The organism is Pseudonocardia sp. TRM90224 (assembly GCF_021245725.1).
Taxonomy (GTDB): Bacteria; Actinomycetota; Actinomycetes; order Mycobacteriales; family Pseudonocardiaceae; genus Pseudonocardia.
This window is the reverse complement of sequence record NZ_JAJGSX010000003.1, coordinates 754,169-771,869: the sequence shown is the minus strand read 5'-3', so window position 1 is coordinate 771,869 and position 17,701 is coordinate 754,169. Positions and strand designations below refer to the sequence as shown.

16 protein-coding genes are annotated in these 17,701 nt (G+C 73.4%); 5 read left to right on the top strand and 11 right to left on the bottom strand.

All coding sequences use genetic code 11. The features are described from left to right. A complete protein-coding gene (locus LL648_RS07835) occupies positions 1-519 on the bottom strand; it encodes a (2Fe-2S)-binding protein (RefSeq protein ID WP_232661730.1) in 519 nt (172 codons plus the stop codon). Positions 520-821: 302 nt separating this feature from the next. After that, positions 822-2,231, bottom strand: coding sequence for a mycofactocin biosynthesis glycosyltransferase MftF (gene mftF / locus LL648_RS07830; RefSeq protein WP_232661729.1), 1,410 nt, complete (start codon positions 2,229-2,231; stop codon positions 822-824). Positions 2,232-2,269: 38 nt separating this feature from the next. Here mftF and LL648_RS07825 point away from each other — a divergent pair, with 38 nt between their 5' ends. Further along, entirely contained in the window at positions 2,270-3,403 is a 1,134-nt protein-coding gene (locus tag LL648_RS07825; protein WP_308190258.1) for an alkaline phosphatase family protein, read from the top strand. Between the two features lie 26 nt (positions 3,404-3,429). Here LL648_RS07825 and LL648_RS07820 read toward each other — a convergent pair whose 3' ends face one another. Continuing rightward, the gene (locus LL648_RS07820; protein WP_232661728.1) at positions 3,430-3,927 is read right to left on the bottom strand and encodes a hypothetical protein; all 498 of its coding nucleotides are present in this window, start codon (positions 3,925-3,927) and stop codon (positions 3,430-3,432) included. Between the two features lie 148 nt (positions 3,928-4,075). After that, the gene (locus LL648_RS07815) at positions 4,076-4,774 is read right to left on the bottom strand and encodes a GntR family transcriptional regulator (RefSeq protein ID WP_232661727.1); all 699 of its coding nucleotides are present in this window, start codon (positions 4,772-4,774) and stop codon (positions 4,076-4,078) included. A 121-nt stretch (positions 4,775-4,895) separates the two neighbouring features. Here LL648_RS07815 and LL648_RS07810 point away from each other — a divergent pair, with 121 nt between their 5' ends. Next, positions 4,896-6,203, top strand: coding sequence for an MFS transporter (locus tag LL648_RS07810; protein WP_232661726.1), 1,308 nt, complete (start codon positions 4,896-4,898; stop codon positions 6,201-6,203). Positions 6,204-6,211: 8 nt separating this feature from the next. Further along, the gene (locus tag LL648_RS07805) at positions 6,212-6,349 is read left to right on the top strand and encodes a hypothetical protein (protein ID WP_232661725.1); all 138 of its coding nucleotides are present in this window, start codon (positions 6,212-6,214) and stop codon (positions 6,347-6,349) included. Positions 6,350-6,433: 84 nt separating this feature from the next. Here the strand turns inward: LL648_RS07805 and mftE are convergent, their stop codons facing one another. Genes mftE through mftA form a run of 6 tightly spaced genes read right to left on the bottom strand, consistent with a single transcriptional unit; the run spans position 6,434 to position 12,577 of the window. Beyond that, complete coding sequence (gene mftE, locus LL648_RS07800) at positions 6,434-7,141, bottom strand: mycofactocin biosynthesis peptidyl-dipeptidase MftE (protein ID WP_232661724.1); 708 nt, start codon at positions 7,139-7,141, stop codon at positions 6,434-6,436. Then, a complete protein-coding gene (locus LL648_RS07795) occupies positions 7,138-9,057 on the bottom strand; it encodes a mycofactocin system FadH/OYE family oxidoreductase 2 (protein WP_232661723.1) in 1,920 nt (639 codons plus the stop codon). The genes mftE and LL648_RS07795 overlap by 4 nt, the downstream gene beginning before the upstream one ends. Continuing rightward, positions 9,054-10,952, bottom strand: a complete 1,899-nt coding sequence (locus LL648_RS07790; RefSeq protein ID WP_232661722.1) for a mycofactocin system FadH/OYE family oxidoreductase 1 — start codon at positions 10,950-10,952, stop codon at positions 9,054-9,056. Before LL648_RS07790 ends, LL648_RS07795 begins: the two co-directional genes overlap by 4 nt. A gap of 20 nt (positions 10,953-10,972) precedes the next feature. Next, positions 10,973-12,196, bottom strand: coding sequence for a mycofactocin radical SAM maturase (gene mftC, locus LL648_RS07785; RefSeq protein WP_232661721.1), 1,224 nt, complete (start codon positions 12,194-12,196; stop codon positions 10,973-10,975). Next, complete coding sequence (mftB, locus tag LL648_RS07780; RefSeq protein ID WP_232661720.1) at positions 12,193-12,471, bottom strand: mycofactocin biosynthesis chaperone MftB; 279 nt, start codon at positions 12,469-12,471, stop codon at positions 12,193-12,195. The genes mftC and mftB overlap by 4 nt, the downstream gene beginning before the upstream one ends. Continuing rightward, positions 12,461-12,577, bottom strand: a complete 117-nt coding sequence (gene mftA, locus LL648_RS07775) for a mycofactocin precursor MftA (RefSeq protein ID WP_232661719.1) — start codon at positions 12,575-12,577, stop codon at positions 12,461-12,463. Before mftA ends, mftB begins: the two co-directional genes overlap by 11 nt. 111 nt (positions 12,578-12,688) lie before the next feature. On the opposite strand from mftA, the gene LL648_RS07770 reads away from it, so the two are divergent. Then, the gene (locus LL648_RS07770) at positions 12,689-13,804 is read left to right on the top strand and encodes a GNAT family N-acetyltransferase (protein WP_232661718.1); all 1,116 of its coding nucleotides are present in this window, start codon (positions 12,689-12,691) and stop codon (positions 13,802-13,804) included. A 100-nt stretch (positions 13,805-13,904) separates the two neighbouring features. Further along, on the top strand, positions 13,905-16,436 hold the full coding sequence (locus LL648_RS07765; RefSeq protein WP_232661717.1) for a PEP/pyruvate-binding domain-containing protein: 2,532 nt from the start codon (positions 13,905-13,907) through the stop codon (positions 16,434-16,436). Between the two features lie 94 nt (positions 16,437-16,530). Here the strand turns inward: LL648_RS07765 and dgoD are convergent, their stop codons facing one another. Then, entirely contained in the window at positions 16,531-17,676 is a 1,146-nt protein-coding gene (gene dgoD / locus LL648_RS07760; protein ID WP_232661716.1) for a galactonate dehydratase, read from the bottom strand. Positions 17,677-17,701 lie beyond the last annotated feature (25 nt).

The following is a 17,701-nucleotide window of genomic DNA, read 5'->3' as shown; positions in this document are numbered from 1 at the left end:
CTACTCGCCACCTCCGGCGACCCCGACGGGGGTCTCCGTGTCGGCCGGCGCGCCGGGCTTCATCTTCTGCGCTGCGCCCTGCACCGCGCGGACGATGTTCTGGTAGCCGGTGCAGCGGCAGAGGTTGCCCTCGATGCCTTCGCGCACCTCGCGCTCGTCGGGGTCGGGGTTGTCCCCGAGCAGGTCGATCGCCTGCATGATCATCCCCGGCGTGCAGTAGCCGCACTGCAGCGCGTGGAACTCGTTGAACGCCTCCTGCACGGGGTGCAGCTGCCCGTCCCGCGCGATGCCCTCGATGGTCGTCACCTCGGCGCCGTCGGCCTGCACCGCCAGCACCGTGCACGACTTCACGCTCTGCCCGTTCAGGTGGACGGTGCAGGCACCGCAGTTGCTGGTGTCGCAGCCGACGAGCGTGCCGGTCTTGCCGAGACGTTCCCTCAGGTGGTGGACAAGCAATGTGCGGGGCTCGACGTCGTCGGTGTAGTTCACACCGTCGACGGTGACCCGGACCTCTGCCATGTGAGTCTCTCCTCTGGCGCGACATCGATGTCGGACTGCGTAGGGCGGACTCTGCGGACCCCCGGACGCATGCTCCGGTGCCGCACACGCCGTTGTGTGGCGGCGAGCACATCACACCTCTGTTGATCGGGGCGTGCAAGACACCCGCCGCAAGCGGCCTTCCCGCAGGTACCGGCCGCGCAGCATGATCATCGGCAGCTCCCGCATCAGCGGCGGGAACACGCGAACTGTGCCGCAGGCGCGGCGTTCCGACGGGCGGCGCTCTACCCGTTCGGACTAGCCCTGAGGGACGGTCCCGATCATCATCCGCGGACCGGGCGGAGCGGCTCGACGGTGCGGTGGCGCACCGCTCCCCACCACAACCCGCTGCCGTAGGCGAGATCGTCCAGCCGCCGGGCGAGGAGGTACCCGGGCAGGCCGGGGCGGACGCGCGGATCGCGGTTGCGGTGGCGCCACCAGTCGACGACGCCGGCCGCGACCGCGACCACCGCGACGTGCCGACGGGCGCGTCGCGACACGAGGCAGGCCGCCGCGGCGAGCGGCCAGTAGTGCCGGGTGACGGCGTCGGCGGTCTGGAAGGCGGCGCCGACGGCCCCGAACGCCGTCATGCGGGCCGCGGTGGCGTGCGGGCGGGGGAGCATCGTGAGCTTGCCCGCGAGTCGCTGCGCGGCGAACGCCGTCACGGCCGCCGCCGGGACCGGCCGGCCGGCCAGCAACAACGCGCCGACGGCCGCCGACCACGGGCTCAGCACCATCGGCGGCACGGCGCCGTGGTGGCGCAGAGCGAGCGGCGCGGCACCCGTCCCGTAGTAGGCCTTGCGCAGCCACCAGGCGCGCAGCGTCGTGCGGTGATCGTGCGCGACACGTGCGGTGGGCTCGTAGCGCATCCGCCAGCCGGCTTCGTGCAGCCGCAGCTCGAGGTCGACGTCCTCGGCGACGTGCATCCGCTCGTCGAACCCCGCCCCGACGGCGGCGCGGCGCACGAGCAGCGCGGCGCTCGGCACGTACGCCACCCAGGACCGCGGGACGACGATCGCGCGGTCGGGGCCGAGGTCGAGCGACGAGCGAACCGCCTCGTAGGTCGCGAGCCAGCCCTCGATCGGCGCCAGCGCGACGATCCGCGGCGCCGCCAGCGCGACGGCGGGGTCGACGAACGCCGCGAGCAGCGGCTCCAGCCAACCCTTCTCGGGGACGACGTCGGAGTCGAGGAACGCAACAAGATCCGTGGTGGCCGTCGCCAGCCCGGCGTTGCGGGCCGCGGCCGGCCCACGCGGGTGGTCGTGCCGGACGAGCGTGGCACCGTGCCGCTCGGCGACCGCGCGGATCGCGGCAGGATCGGCCGAGCCGTCGTCGACGACGACCAGCGCGCCGACGCCCGGTTCGATCGCGGCGAGCAGCCTGCGCAGGCCGTCCGTCCGGTCCTTCACCGGCACCACGACCGTCACGTCGGCCGGGCCGGCGAGCGCCGGGACGCCGTCCGGATGGGCGACGCCGGCGTCGAGCAGCTTGCGGGCCAGCTCGGCCGACGTCGCGTCGGTGACCGTGAAGCGGCCGCCATCGGCCAACAGGGCCCGCGCCGGCTCCGCCAGCCGCATCATCCGTGGCGGGGCGCCGCCGAGCAGCACCGTGCCGCCGTCGAGCGTGGTGGTCTTGGGATCGAGCGCCACGGCGAACCCGGCCGGGAGCGCCGTCTCGGCGGGTGGGGCGATCACGCGAGCAGCCTATGCCGCCGATCTGGCAGGCTCGGTCCGTGCTGGACGAGATGCTGGTTCCGCGGTACGGACAGGCGGCGTTGTCCGACCTCCTCCCGGCGGTGCTGGCGGCGCTGGGCGAACCGGGACACAGCATGGGCCTGCCGCCCGTGCGGGCCGCAGCGGTGCTGCTGATCGACGGGCTCGGCCACGAGCTGCTGCGGCAGTACGCCGCCGACGCGCCCTTCCTCGCCGGGCTGCCGGACTCGGGCCCGCTGACCGTCGGGTTCCCCTCGACGACCCCGATCAGCCTCGCGTCGCTCGGTACCGGGATGCCGCCGGGGGCGCACGGGATGCTCGGCCTCTCCTTCCGGATCGGCGACCGCCTGCTGGACACGCTCAAGTGGACGCCACTGGGCGGATCGACCGACCTGCGCGACGAGCTCGTGCCGGAGGAGGTGCAGCCGTCCGCCACGGCGTTGGAACGCGCCCAGGCCGCCGGCATCGAGGTCACGGTCGTCTCGAAGAAGGAGTTCGGGGGATCGGGCCTGACGCGGGCGGTGCTGCGCGGTGGCCGGTACCGCGGGACCTACGCGCTCGGCGATCTGGCCGCGGGCGTCATCTCCGCCGTCACCGGGCCGGGGCGGCGGCTCTGCTACGGCTACCACGCCGACCTCGACGGGCTCGGCCACCTGCACGGCCCCGGCACGCTGCCGTGGCGGATGCAGCTCGCGCAGGTGGACCGGCTGGCGTCGCTGATCGCGGAGCACCTGCCGACCGACACCGTGCTGGTCATCACCGGCGACCACGGCATGGTCTCCGCCGACCTGACCTTCGACGTCGACACCCACGACGACCTGCAACGCGACGTCCTGCTCGTCGGCGGCGACCCGCGGGCCCGGCACGTCTACACGCGCGACGGCGCCGTCGACGAGGTGCTGGCGACGTGGCGCGCGGTGCTGGGCGAGAACGCCTGGGTCGTTTCGGGCGAGGAGGCCGTCGCCAACGGCTGGTTCGGGCCGGTCGCGGTGCCGATGCGCAGCCGGATCGGCGACGTCGTCGTGGCCGCACGAGGCGGCACGAAGATCATCCGCCCGGGCGCGGAGCCGTTCATCTCCTGGATGAACGGGCAGCACGGCTCGCTGACGTCGGCGGAACAGCTGGTGCCGCTCCTCGTCGTGCACGGGGGCTGAGCGGCGAGTCGGGGCGGCTCTGCGCGCTACTCGGGGCGGACGCGCAGCACGGCCGCGGTCGCGTCGGCGGCGACGACGTCGACCACGACGCGGTTGAGCGTGGCGTTGCCGCCGGGCGGCATCGTGACCGAGAAGGTGCCAGGCCCCGTGGCCGACGGACCGACGATGCTCAACGTGCCCGAAGTGCCGACATGCCCGCCGGAGAAGGTGCCGCTGAGCTCGACCTCGGCGGCGCTCACCGCGGAGACGGTCGCCTTCTTGAGCGACGGGCCGGGGAGCGGGACGACAACGCCGACGACCACGCGCACCTCACACGTGCCGTCCACGCACGACTTCACGTTCTCGCCGTCCGCAGCCGGTGGCAGCGCGACCGGGGTCGGGGACGGGGTCGGGGTTGTCGTCGGGGCCGTCGTCGTCAGGACGACAGGCGGTGGCGGTGGACCCGGCTGCGTCGGCTGCGCCCCGCACGCAGCCGCTCCGACCACCAGCAGGACGGCAACCCCTAGGCATCTCGTTCGGCTCATGCCCGCGGACGGTAGGAAGGCGGGCCGGGAGACCTCCCGGGCCTCGCCCGCCGGTCCGGGAGGGTAGGAAAGCCACTTTCCTGCCCTGTGAGGGCAGGAAAGTGGCTTTGCTGCCCTTGTGTGCTCACCCGCAGGGCCCGACTCGCGGTCAGGCGGTGGGGTCCGGGTGGAGGAGGGAGAGCACGATGCGTTCGGCGTCGAGGAGGTAGCGCTGCAGCCCCGCCTGCGCCCCGTCGCGGTCGCCGGCCGCCAGCAGCGCCAGGAGCTGGTGGTTCGCCCCGACGAACGGGGCGTGCAGACCCTTGTGGTCGGTGGTGAGCAGGAACGCGAGCCGCAGCTCGGCCAGCACCTGCTCGAACATCGCCGTGACGTGGTCGCTGCCGCAGCCGGCCATCATCACGCGGTGGAAGTCGATGTTGGCGGTGCCGGCGGCGTCCCAGTCGTCCTCGGCAGCGGCGGTCGCACCCGCCTCGACCCGCTCACCCAGCGCCGCGACGCAATCCGGGTCGCGCAGCGCGGCGTCGATGCCGAGCGGCTGGACGAGTCGCCGTGTCGCGTACAGCTCGCGCACCTCCGCGGCGCTGACCTCGCGCACGTAGACGCCGCGGTGCAGCGCGTGCTCGACGAGCCGCTTGTGCGCTAGCAACCGGAACGCCTCCCGCACGGTATTGCGCGAGATCGAGAAGGCCGTGGCGATGGCCCCCTCGCGCAGCTGCGTGCCGGGCCGCAGCTTGCCGTCGGCGATCTGGCGCCGCAGGGTCTCCGCGGCGTACTCCGCCGTGCTCGCCCGCTTGGGCAGAGCCGGGAGGTCGGAGAGCGCGTCTTCGTCAGGTTCGGCCGAGACCACGTGGAGAGCGTACCGTCCCCACGTTGCCGAGTTCGCTCACTCAACTGCTCTCTTGTGAGATTGCTCAACAATCCGTACCGTTCGGGAACCCCTTCCGGGAACGGACGCTGAGGAGCGACCCATGCCTGCAGCCACGCCCGTACGTCGTGTCGTCATCGCGAGCCTCGTCGGGACCTCGCTGGAGTGGTACGACTTCTTCGTCTTCGGCACCGCCGCGGCGGTCGCGTTCAACACGCTGTTCTTCCCCGAGTTCGACCCGCTCGTCGGGACGCTCCTCGCGTTCATGACGGCCGCGGTCGGGTTCGTCGCCCGGCCGCTCGGCGGGATCGTCTTCGGCCACTACGGCGACCGGATCGGCCGCAAGAACGTCCTGGTCACGACGTTGCTCCTGATGGGGATCACGACGTTCGCGATCGGGCTCGTCCCGACGTACGGGTCGATCGGGATCTGGGCGCCCCTGCTGCTGGTGGCGCTGCGCTTCCTCCAAGGCATCGGCCTCGGCGGCGAGTGGGGCGGCGCCGTGCTCATGACGCTGGAGACCGGCGACGACCGCAAGCGCGGCCTCAACGCCAGCTGGCCGCAGATCGGCGTGCCGATCGGCCTGCTGCTCGCCAACGGCGTGCTCTGGCTGATGCAGGCCGTCACCGACGACGCGGCGTTCCTCAGCTGGGGATGGCGGGTCCCGTTCCTGCTCAGCGGCGTTCTCGTGCTGGTGGGGCTGTGGATCAGGCTCTCGATCGCGGAGAGCCCGCTGTTCGCCGAGGTCGAGCAGCAGGCCGAGACGGTGCGCACTCCGATCGTCGACGTGGTGCGCTACTACTGGCGCGAGCTGCTGCTGGCGCTGGGCGCCCGCATCGGCGTCGACGTGGCGTTCTACGTGTTCATCCTGTTCATCACGACCTACGTCACGAAGCAGCTGGGCCTGCCGAGCTCGCTCGCGCTCGGCGCCGTGCTGATCGCCGCGGCCGTGCAGATCGTGCTCATCCCGGTGGCCGGTGCGCTCTCGGACCGCTACGGGCGGCGTCCCGTCTACATCATCGGCGCGGTCGGTGCGGCCGTCTGGACATTCATGTTCTTCCTGCTGCTCGACACGCGGGAGTTCGGGATGATGGTGCTCGCGACCGTGGTCGCGCTGGTGTTCCACGCGCTGATGTACGGCCCGCAGGCGTCGTTCATCGCGGAGATGTTCCCGACGAAGGTCCGCTACAGCGGCGCGTCCATGGGCTACCAGCTCGCCGGCATCTTCGGCGGAGCGCTCGCACCGATCATCGCAACGGCCCTGCTCGGCGCGACCGGCTCGGCCCTGCTGATCTCGGTGTACGTCGCGGCGATGCTGGCGCTGGCGGTCGTCTGCGTCGTGATCGCCAAGGAGACGTCCCGGGTCGACCTCGCCGCGGCGGACGCGGCGTACCTCACCAGGACGACCTGAGCGCCGTCGTGGAGACGCTCTGGATCGTCCTCGGAGCGCTGGCGGGCGTCGCGGTGGCGGCCGCGATCGTCCTGCTCACGACGGGCCGCGCGCTCGCCGGCGCGCAGCGGAGGATCGAGCAGGCACGCCGGGGGCGAAGGGGCTGAGCAGGAGGGCAGGAAAGCCACTTTCAGGCCCCCACAGGGCAGGAAAGTGGCTTTCCTGCCCTCCCCCGGACCACCGGCGGTCGGCTAGACGAGCCGGCCCTCGTCGTCCGAGGTCCAGCGGGCGATGCGTTTCTTGAGCGTCCCGGCCAGCGCGGCCAGGAGCCGCTCGCCGTCCTCCGCCGTCGCGCCGCGGGGGTCGCCGAGCACGCCGTTGGGGCTGGCTGCCGCCACCCCGCCGCCCATCAGCGTCGGCAGCAGCTCGCGCAGCGGGGTCGTGTTGCCCACTTCCAGCGCCGACATCCGGACCAGCCCGGCGTCCAGCGCGAGCATCATCGACGTCTCCGTGCGGCCGGCGTGCGCGTCGCCGTCGGGCACGGCGCAGCCGAACCACGCGGCGTCGCGGCCCTCGTACCGCAGCTGCGCGACCGCCTCGGGCACCGTCGGGAGGTTGCCGCCGTGCCCGTTGACGAACAGGATCCGCGACGCCCACGCGCTCGCCGAGCGTCCCAGCTCGACCATCAGGCTCCGCAGCGCCTCGTGGCCGATCGACAGGGTTCCGGGGAAGCCCTCGTGCTCCCCGGACGCCCCGTAGGCGACGGGCGGCGCGAGCAGCATCGCAGGGTCATCCCCGACGGCCGCGCGGGCGACGGCCGCGGCGATCCGGGCGTCGGTGTCGAGCGGGAGGTGCGGGCCGTGCTGCTCGAGCGATCCGACCGGGATGACGACGGTGCGCGGCGCCGGGCCGTCCAGCTCCGTCCACGTGGACTCGCCGAGGCGGACAGCGCGCATCATCGGACCGCCGTCCCCGCCGCGAAGCCCTCGCGGATCGCGGCGTCGGCACGTCGGGGCGCCACGCAGTCGCCCACCCGCCGCACGGGCACCCCGCTGTCGCGCAGCTCGTGCCACAGCTCGTCGGCCGGCTCGGGCGGCACCGCGCACACGACCCAGTCGTGCCGGACGCGGGCAGTCGAACCGACGGTGTGGTGCAGCACGTCCAGCATGATTCCTGCCGGGCCGCCGCTACTACCGACGATCACCCGATCGGTCCTGAACCGGATGCCCGCGGCGAACGCCCGCCGGTGGAACAGCTCCACGTCGAGCGTCAGCCCCAGATCCTGCGCGACGACCATCGCCGGCGTCATGAGCTCCACGGCGCAGCCGCGCGCGGCGAGCAGCTCCGCGACGGACGATCCCTGGTGGAAGCCCAGCTCGTCGTACACCAGCACCGAGCCTGCCGGCTTCGCCGTCCCGTCCAGCACATCGCGCACGTCGACCACCCCCGGATGAGTGCCTGCCCATCCCGGACGCGACGGCCGGGAGCCGGTGGCGAGCATGACGACATCGGGCCGTTCCCGCCGAATGAAGTAACTTGAGGCAACAACACCCGTGCGGACCTCCACTCCACTCCGATCGCAGGCCTCCTGCAACATCCGGGTGATTTCCGCCAGCTCGGCGCGGCCCGGCGCGGTGGCCGCCAGCGCGAGCTGGCCACCCGTCCACCGCTCCTTCTCGATCAGCACGACGCGGTGGCCGCGCTCCGCCGCGGCCGCCGCGGCCTGCAGTCCCGCGGGTCCGCCGCCGATCACGAGCACGTTCCGCGACGTCACCGGCGCAGCCAGCACGATGCCTTCCCGCCCGGCCAGCGGGTTGACGACGCAGCCGAGGCTCCGGTTGAGCCCGACCCGTCCGGCGCATTCCTGGTTGCACGCCACGCAGCGCCGCGTCGGCTTCCCGCCGGCGAGCGCGGGCTCGGCGATCTGCCCGCGCACGATCCCGACCAGGTCGCAGTGCCCGTCGGCGATCGCCCGCCCGGCGGCGTCCAGATCGGTGAACCGCCCGACCCCGACCACCGGGATCCGCACGGCCTGCCGGATCGCCGACGCGACCGGCAAGGCGTAGCCGGCGGGCACCGACATGGGCGGCTCGACCATCCGCAACGTCGCCGTCGCGACCCCGATCGTCGTGTTGACGTAATCGATGTTCCCCGCGCGGTCCAGCAGCCTGGCCGTCTCGACGGCCTCGGCGAGCGCGACACCGCCGGGCAGGCCCTCGTCGCCGCAGAGCCGCACTCCGACGGCGCGGTCGGGCCCCACCGCGGCCCGGACGGCAGCCGCCACCTCCGCGACGATCCGGACGCGGTGGGTGAGCGGCCCGCCGTACCCGTCCGTGCGGAGGTTGGTGAGCGGCGAGAGGAACTGGCGCAGCAGCGACGCCTGGGAGCACTGGATCTCGACGCCGTCGAACCCGCCCTCGACGCAGCGTGCGGCCACCTCCGCGTAGGTCGCGACGAGCTCCGCGATGCCGGCTGGCGAAAGCTCGTAGGGCACCTCGCGGAACATCGGGTCGGCGACCGGCGACGGCGCGGCCACCGGCTGCCGCGAGTACATCCCGGACGACTGCCCACCGTTGTGGTTGAGCTGCGCGAACACCGCGGCGCCGCGCTCGTGCACCGCTGCGGTGAGCCGCCGGTACGCGGGCAGGACGGCCGGGTCGCTGCCGCGGATCACCTTCTCGTACGGGCGGTCCGCCGGGTGCACCGAGTGCTCCTCGGTGATCACCAACCCGGCCCCGCCCGCGGCCCGTTCCGCGTAGTAGGCGATGTGCCGCTCGGTCGGCAGCCCTTCGACGGCGAAGTTGGTGAGGTGAGCGGCGAAGACGATCCGGTTGCGCAGGCGCACCGGGCCGAGCCGCAGCGGCGAGTGGATCACTGCCTTGATCCGTACGGCGCTGCGCCGATCGCGAGTGCCGCCCTGCGGGCGTCCAGCACGGCCTCGTGGACGGTCCGCGGTGCGAGGCAGTCGCCGATCCGCACGAGGTCGGGTCGTGCGGCCGGCAGCGTGCGGTCGGGGAGCCGGAAGCCGCAGTCGATCAGCAGGTCGCAGCCGACCTCGTGCCGCTCCCCCGTCCAGACGTGGCCCAGCACCGCCCGGCTCGCGGCCACCTCACGCACCTCGGCGAGCACGTGCCGCGCCACGCCCGCCCGGTCCAGCAGCGTGTTGAGCGGTGCTGCCCCAACGCCCAGCCCGGCCGCGACCACGGGATCCGGGGTCACCAGCCCGACCGGTCGCCCCGCGGCCGCGACCTGCAGTGCGATGTCGGCGGCGAGCCCGTCACCGACGGCGTCGACGACGAGCACCGGCCCGTCGGGCAGCACCGGATCCGCCGCGAACCGCACCGCCGTGGTCCCTTCCCCGGATGCGGCGCCGGTGGCCAGCAGGACGTGCTGCGCAGCGTCCAGATCGGCCGGCCCGACGTCCGTGCGGGTCGAGACCGTGACGCCCAGCCGCGCCAGCTCGCGCTTCCACCAGGCGACGAGCAGGCCGAGCCGCTCCCGGCCGCGCACGCGCGATGCCGCGACGAGCGCACCGCCCAGCACGCCGCTCCGCTCGGCCAGCCGCACCCGGTGCCCGCGCATCGCGAGCACCCTGGCCGCCTCCATCCCCGCCGGCCCGCCGCCGACCACGAGCACCTCGTGCGCGACGGGGTCGCGGCCCTCGACGGGCGGATCGTCCGTCTCGTGCCCGGAACGCGGCTCCGCGTCGTCGGAGACGATCGGGTTGCGCGGGTCTCGCACGTCGAAGCGGCTGTTGGAGAGCACGCACGGGCGCACCCGCTCCGGCCGGCCGGCGCGGACGTGCCGACCGAGGTCGGGGTCGGCGATCTGCGCGCGGGTCATCTCGACCAGGTCGGCCACGCCGTCGTCGAGCGCACGCTGGGCGTACCCGGGGTCGACGACGCTGCCCTGCAGCACCAGCGGCACGCCGCAACGGAAGCCCGCGCAGAGGTCGCGGTTGAAGCCCTGCGCGGTGTGCCGGTCGGGTCGGGTGGCGGCGACCGACATCGCCGAGCCGCGCACGACGACGAGCAGGTCGAGCAGGTGCGCGACCTCCAGCGCGACCGCGCGGGCGGCGTCCGGTGTGATGCCCGCCCACGGCGCCAGCTCGTCGCCGCACAGCCGCAGGCAGAGCACGGCGTCACCGATCGCGGCACGCACCGTCGCGAGCACCTCGCGCAGCAGCAGCGACCGGTCGCGCCCGTAGCCGTCGGTGCGCTGGTTGGTGAGCCCCGAGAGGAACTGCCGCAGCAGCGAGTGCTGCCCCGCGTTGATCTCCACACCGTCCAGACCGGCGCGCACGGCCAGCTCGGCGGCTTGCCCGAAGCCCGCGACCAGCGCGTCGACCTCCGGCTGCTCCATCACCATCGGCACCTCACGGGTGGCGGGGTCGGCGATGCGCGACGGACCCCAGAGCGCGTCGCGGTTGTACGCGGTGCTGCCTTGGGAGCCGGCGTGGCCGAGACCGGCGAGCACCAACGTCCCGTGCGGTTGGCAGGCACGTGCGACGTCGGCCCAGCCGGCAGCGGCATCGGTCCCGAGCGGCGCGCGCTCGTACGGCCGATCGGACGGGTGCACCGACGCGACCTCGGTGACGATCACGCCCGCCCCGCCCTCGGCCCGCCGCGCGTAGTAGGCGACGTGCCGGTCGGAGATGTCGCGCCGGCGCGCCAGGTTGGTCTCGTGCGGCCCGAACACCAGCCGGCTCTGCGCGCGGCGCCCGCGCACGACGAACGGGGCGGTCAGATCCCGACCCGGCGCTGGCTGCACTGGCAACGCCGGGCCGGAGGTCAACTGCCCCCTACGGCAACCCGCAGCCGCGAGTCGGAGCCGTCGTCGGCCAGGCCGGCGAGCGGGCTGGTCTCACAAGCCTTGTCCGGGCGACGGCCCAGCGTGAGCGGCACGGGACCGCGGGAGTTGCGCGGTGCCGACCGGGAGTGGTCGACGTCGGAGCGCGGGATCGTGGTGGAGCCGTCGCGGGCCGCGAGGGCCTGCTCGCCGAACCCCCGGACGCACTCGGGGTCGGGTCCGTCGAGCGGGAGGCCGGTGAAGAACTTCGCCGCCATGCAGCCGCCCTGGCAGGAGTCGTAGAAGCCGCAGCTGCGGCATGCGCCGCCGGTCTGCGGCTGCCGCAGCTGCGCGAACAGCTCCGACCCCCGCCAGACCTGCTCGAACCCGCCCGGCGACCGGACGTTGCCGGCGAGGAAGTTGTCGTGGATCGCGAACGGGCACGCGTAGACGTCGCCGACCGGGTCGATCAGGCAGACCACCCGGCCGGCCCCGCACAGGTTGAGCCCCGGCAGCGCCTCCCCGTAGGCGGAGAGGTGGAAGAAGGAGTCGCCGGTGAGCACGTTGTCGCCGTGCGCCACCAGCCAGTCGTACAGCTGCCGCTGCTGCGCCGCAGTGGGGTGCAGCTCGTCCCACACGTCGGCGCCGCGGCCCGACGGGCGCAGCCGGGTGATGCGCAGCTGCGCGCCGAACCGGTCGGCGATGGCCTTGAAGTCGTCGAGCTGATCGACGTTCTGCCGCGTCATCACCACGCTGATCTTGGGCTGCCCGAAGCCGGCATCGGCGAGGTTGGCGAGCGCGCGCACCGCCGTGTCGTACGAGCCGGGGCCGCGGACCTGGTCGTTGACCTCGGCCGTCGCGCCGTCGAGCGAGATCTGCACGTCGACGTAGTCGGAGGCGGCGAGCTGCGCGGCCCGCTTCTCGTCGATCTTGATGCCGTTCGTGGAGAACTTGACGCCGACGTCGTGCGAGACGGCGTAGTCGAGCAGCTCCCAGAAGTCCGGGCGCACTGTCGGCTCGCCGCCGCCGATGTTGACGTAGAAGACCTGCATCTTCTGCAGCTCGTCGACGACGCCCTTCGCCTCTTCCGTGGTCAGCTCGCGCGGGTCGCGCCTGCCCGACGACGAGAGGCAGTGCACGCACGCGAGGTTGCAGGCGTAGGTGAGCTCCCAGGTGAGGCAGATCGGGGAGTTCAGGCCGTACTGGAAGTGGTCGACCAGCTTCACACGCGCTCCTCGATCGTCCCGCTCGCGGCCAGCCCGGCGAGCGCACGCAGGTAGGCGGGCCGCTGCGCCTCCGCGACCCCGGCCGCCTCGACGGCCGCGTGCACGTCGGGGTGGTCCGCCAGCCCCGAGACGACCTGGAGCAGCTCGGGGGTCTTCAGGAACGACAGCTTGCGCGTGCCGAAGTGGTAGACGAGCGCCCCGAACGGCTCCGGGCGCAACGCGACACTCGGACTGCACCGATAGGGCAGGCCCGGGTCGAACTGGTTAATAGACACCGCACATGCCGTCGATCGAGACCTCTTCGACGAGGGTCTCCTCGACGAGCGGCTCCTCGACGGCCTGCCCTGATTCCGTCTGCACTGACTCGCTCGTGGGGGCCATGGTGGTCTCCGTTCGTCGCGCGGTCGGGTGCGGCAGACGATATTGGCACCGGGTGCCAAAGACAAGGACGGCTGCCGCGAACGTCCGATCGGACCAGTGCAGACTGACCGAATGGCCGGGACCCTGTTGCACCTGATCAGCCCGTCCGAGTGGCGCGCCGCGCTGGCGGTGGGCGCTGTTGCACCGCCGTCGCTGGCCGAGGTGGGCTTCGTCCACCTGTCGACGCCGGAGCAGGTGATGCTGCCGGCCGAGCGGCTGTTCGCGGGCCGGTCCGACCTGATGCTGCTGGTGCTCGACCCGGAGCGGATCGGGGTCGAGGTCCGGTGGGAGCCGGGAGTGCCGTCCGACCCGGCCTCCATGACGTTCCCGCACGCGTACGGGCCGGTGCCGACGTCGGCCGTGCTGGCGGTGCTGCCCTACCGGCCGGGGCCGACCGGCTTCGAGCCGCCGCGCGACGTGCCGACCGACCTCGCGGGGCGGGCGCGCCTCACCGAGCCGTCCCTGCTGCGCAGGGTGGCGTCGCGCGAGGTGCGGGTCGCGGGCGGGGTCGGTGTGCTGCTCGCCGGGGCGCCCGAGTCCTACCAGCACAACCAGGTGCTGTTCGACGAGCCGGTCGACGCCGGCACCGCCGCGGCCGAGGCCGATCGGGTGCTCGGCAGCGCGGGCCTGAAGCACCGGTGGATGACGCTCTCGCACCCGACCGCCGTCGACGGCTTGCGCGAGCTCGGCTGGGACGTGCAGGAGGTCGCCGTTCTCACGAAGCCGACCGGCGGAGCGGGCAGCAACACCCTCGGCAGCATCGTCGACGTGGTGGACGTCGACGCGGCGCGGCCGATGTGGCGGCGCATGTGGCGGCGCGGCATCCCGGACGTCGCCGAGGCCGTGGTCGACCAGCTCGCCGACCGGTACCTGCTGGAAGCGGAGGTCGTCGACCTGCGGGTGCTCGGCATCCGCAGCGCCGGCAGCGGCAGCGACGACGAGGTGGTCGCGTCCGCTCTGCTCAAGATCGACGGTGCGACGGCCGAGCTGGACATGGTCAACACCGATCCGGAGCACCGGGGCCGCGGCCACGGCGACGCGTTGCTCGCCGAGGCGCTCTCGCTCACGGGAGCGGCGGGCTGCGATGTGCTGGCGCTGCGCGCAACGGTCGCCGACTGGCCGCGCGAGTGGTACCTGCGGCGCGGGTTCACCGAGGTCACCCGGGTGTGGAGCGCCGGGCGGGACTGAGACGGAAGTCTCTTGCCGGTAGGTCGGGAGGAGCCTACAGTCCGCGATGACCAGATGAACACATTTGGTCATCCCGACCAGAGCTGTCGAAGGAACCGACATGAGCTCGCCGACCGTCCTCCCCCTCGACGACGCAGCAGCCGATCTCGCGCTCGTGGGCGGCAAGGGCGCATCGCTCGCCGTACTCAGCCGCGCCGGCATCCCGGTGCCGCCGGGATTCCACATCACGACGGCGGCGTACCGCGCGTTCGTCGAGGCGCACGGGTTGCAGGAGCGGATCCTCGCCGCAGCCGGAGAGGCGAACGCGCAAGCGCGGATGTTCGAGCTGTTCGCGGCTCACGAGATCCCCGAGGAGCTCGCGGCGCCGATCCGCAAGGCGTACGCGGCGATGGGGGCACCCGCCGTCGCGGTGCGGTCGTCGGCCACCGCGGAGGACCTGCCGGGCGCGTCCTTCGCCGGGCAGCAGGACACCTACCTCGACATCAGCGGCGAGGAAGCCGTGCTGGAGGCCGTGCGGCGCTGCTGGGCATCGCTCTGGACGGACCGGGCGATCGAGTACCGCCGCCGCGAGCGCATCGAGCCCGGTGACGTCGCGCTCGCCGTCGTGGTGCAGGAGCTCGTCGACGCCGACGCCGCGGGCGTGCTGTTCACCGCCGACCCCGTCTCCGGCATGACCGACCGCATGGTCGTCAACGCGACGTGGGGGCTCGGCGAGTCGCTGGTCGGGGGGCACGTGACCCCCGACGAGCTGGTGCTCGACGCTGCGACCGGCGCCGTTCGGGAGCGCCGGACCGGCGACAAGACCGTCATGACGGTGCGCACCGAGGTGGGCGCCGTCGAGCGGCCCGTCCCCGCGGAGCGCCGGGCGCTCGCGGTGCTCGACGACCGGTCGGCCGCCGAGCTCGCGGAGCTGGGCAGGCGGATCGCCGCACGCTACGGCCGCCCGATGGACGTCGAGTGGGCGCTCGCCGCCGGCCGGTTCGCGATCGTGCAGGCGCGCCCGATCACCGGGCTGCGCGACCCGTGGAACGACAGCCTCGCCGGCGACTTCCTCTGGACGAGCACGAACCTCGGCGAGGCCATCCCGGACGTCATGACGCCCAGCACGTGGTCGCTCGTGCGGATCTTCATGGACCACGCGATGCCGACGACGTCGCTGCCCGACCGCAGGGCGTACGGGATCGTCGGCGGGCGGTTCTACATGAACCTGAGCCTCGCCGCCGCGCTGTCCGGGCTGGTCGGCGTGAGCGAGAAGCGCTTCCGCTCGCTCACCGTGAACACCTTCGGCCGCCTGCCCGACGCCACGGCGATCCCGCCCGTCCCGCTGCGCAGGCTCGCCGTGCTCCGCCAGCTCCTCCCGAAGATCGTCACGACGCTGCGGCTGATCAGGGCGGACGGGAAGGCACTGCCCGCGTACATCGCCGGCAACCCGGCGCGCTGCGCGGGGCTGGTCGAGCGGATCTCCGCGACCGCCGACGCGCGGCAGCTCGCCGCGATGTGGGACGCCGAGCTGCGCCCGCTGCTCGAGAAGGCCTCGGACATGCTCTCCGCGGCGGGGCGCAGCGACCCGGTGGCACTGCTGACCGCCCAGAAGCGGCTGCGCAAGCTGGTCGGCGAGGCCGATGCAACCGCGCTGACGTCGGGCCTGACCATTGACGGCGACGTGCTGGCCAGCCTCGGCCCCGTCGTCGGGCTGGCGCTGCTGGAACGCGGGGAGATCGACGCCGCCACGTACGCGAGCCGGTACGGGCACCGTGGCCCGCACGAGTTCGAGGTGTCGCTGCCGCGCCCGACCGAACGTCCTGGCTGGCTCGACGCGCAGCTCACCGCCTTGCGCGCCGCCGGCGCCGACCCGCTCCAGCTGCTGGAGAAGCAGGAGCGGGCGAACCGGGAGGCGTGGGACCGGCTCGTCGCCGCGCACCCGCGCAAGGTCGCGGCGACGCGCAAGCGACTCGACCGGTGGGCCCGCGCCGAGCGGGGCCGCGAGATGGCGCGCACCGAGCTGATCAGGGTCTTCGCCGTGCTGCGCAGCTACCTGCTGCGGGCCGGGGAGCTCACCGGGCTCGGCGACGACGTCTTCATGCTGACGATCGACGAGGTGCCGGGCGTGCTGCGCGGCGAGGAGGTGCCCGACACCGGCGACCGGCGCGCGGCCTACGAGCGCTACCGCGAGCTGCCGCCGTACCCGTCGCTGATCCGCGGGCACTTCGACCCGTTCGCGTGGGCGGCCGACCCCGACCGGCGCGGGGACGTCTTCGACGAGTCTCTCGCGGCGACGGCGCCGGTCGAGGGTGTGATCAGCGGTTTCCCCGGCGCGAAGGGGGTCGTCGAGGGAACCGTGCGGGTGCTGCGCAGCGCCGACGAGGGCGAGGCGCTCGAACCCGGCGAGGTGCTGGTGACGACGGTGACGAACGTCGGGTGGACGCCGCTCTTCCCGCGGGTCGCCGCCGTCGTCACCGATGTGGGCGCGCCGCTCTCACACGCCGCGATCGTCGCGCGGGAGCTGGGCATCCCCGCCGTCGTCGGCTGCGGCAACGCGACCAGCCGCCTGCACACCGGCGACCGGGTGCGGGTGAACGGGACGCAAGGAACCGTCGAGCTGGTGGCGGCGGGCGGCGCTCACCCGGAGTAGCCACGTGGCGGCCGGGGTGGTTCAGGAAAGCCACTTTCCGGTCCCCACAGGGCAGGAAAGTGGCTTTCCTGCCCTCCCCGCCAGCTACGGACGGTCACCACTCCGCGTGGCTGCCGTCCGCGTGCCGCCACGTCGGCGTGCGCCAGCGGTGGCCGTGCTCCGCGGCCGCACGGACGGCGGCCTCGTCGATCTCGATGCCGAGCCCGGGCGCCGTGAGCCGCTCGACGTGGCCGTCGTGCAGCGCGAACACCGACTTGTCGACGATGTGGTCGAGGGTGTCGCCGCCGACGTTGTAGTGGATGCCGAGGCTCGTCTCCTGGATCAGCGCGTTCGGGCTGGCCAGGTCGACCTGCAGGCACGAGGCCAGCGCGATCGGGCCGAGCGGGCAGTGCGGCGCGAGCGCAACGCCGTGCGTCTCGGCTTGCGCCGCGATCCGGCGGCACTCGGAGATGCCGCCGGCGTGGGAGAGGTCGGGCTGCGCGATGGCGATCCCGGAGGAGAGCACGCCCTGGAAGTCCCATCGGGAGTAGAGGCGCTCGCCCGTCGCGATCGGGATCGTCGTCGAGGCGCAGATCCGCGCCAGCTCGCCCGACAGTTCCGGGACGACCGGTTCCTCGACGAACATCGGGAACAGCGGCTCCAGCTCGCGGCAGAGCACCCGCGCAAGGGCCGGCGAGACGCGGCCGTGGAAGTCGATCGCCACGTCCCGGTCCGGCCCGAGCACCTCACGTGCGGCGGCGACCCGCGCGACGGCGGCGCCGACCTCGCGCATCGACTCCAGAGTCCGCATCCGCCCGCCGACGTTCATCTTGACGGCGGTGTAGCCGGCCTCGATCCGCTGCGCGGCGCGCTCGGCGATCTCGGCCGGCTCGTCGCCGCCGATCCAGCCGTACATCCGGACGCGGTCGCGCACCGGGCCGCCGAGCAGCTCGTGCACGGGCACCCCGAGCACCTTGCCCTTGATGTCCCACAGTGCCTGGTCGACGCCGCTGACCGCGCTGGAGAGCACCGGGCCGCCGCGGTAGAAGTTGCCGCGGGTCATCGTCTGCCACAGGTCCTCGATGCGCGCGGGGTCGGCGCCGATCAGCAGGTCGGACAGCTCGTCGACGGCAGCGGCGACGGTGTGCGCCCGCCCCTCGACCACCGGCTCGCCCCACCCGGCGACCCCGCTGTCCGTCGTGATCTTGAGGAAGAGCCAGCGCGGCGGAACCAGGAACGTCTCTACGCCTACGATCTTCACGCACCCCAGACTCGCACCTGGAGGA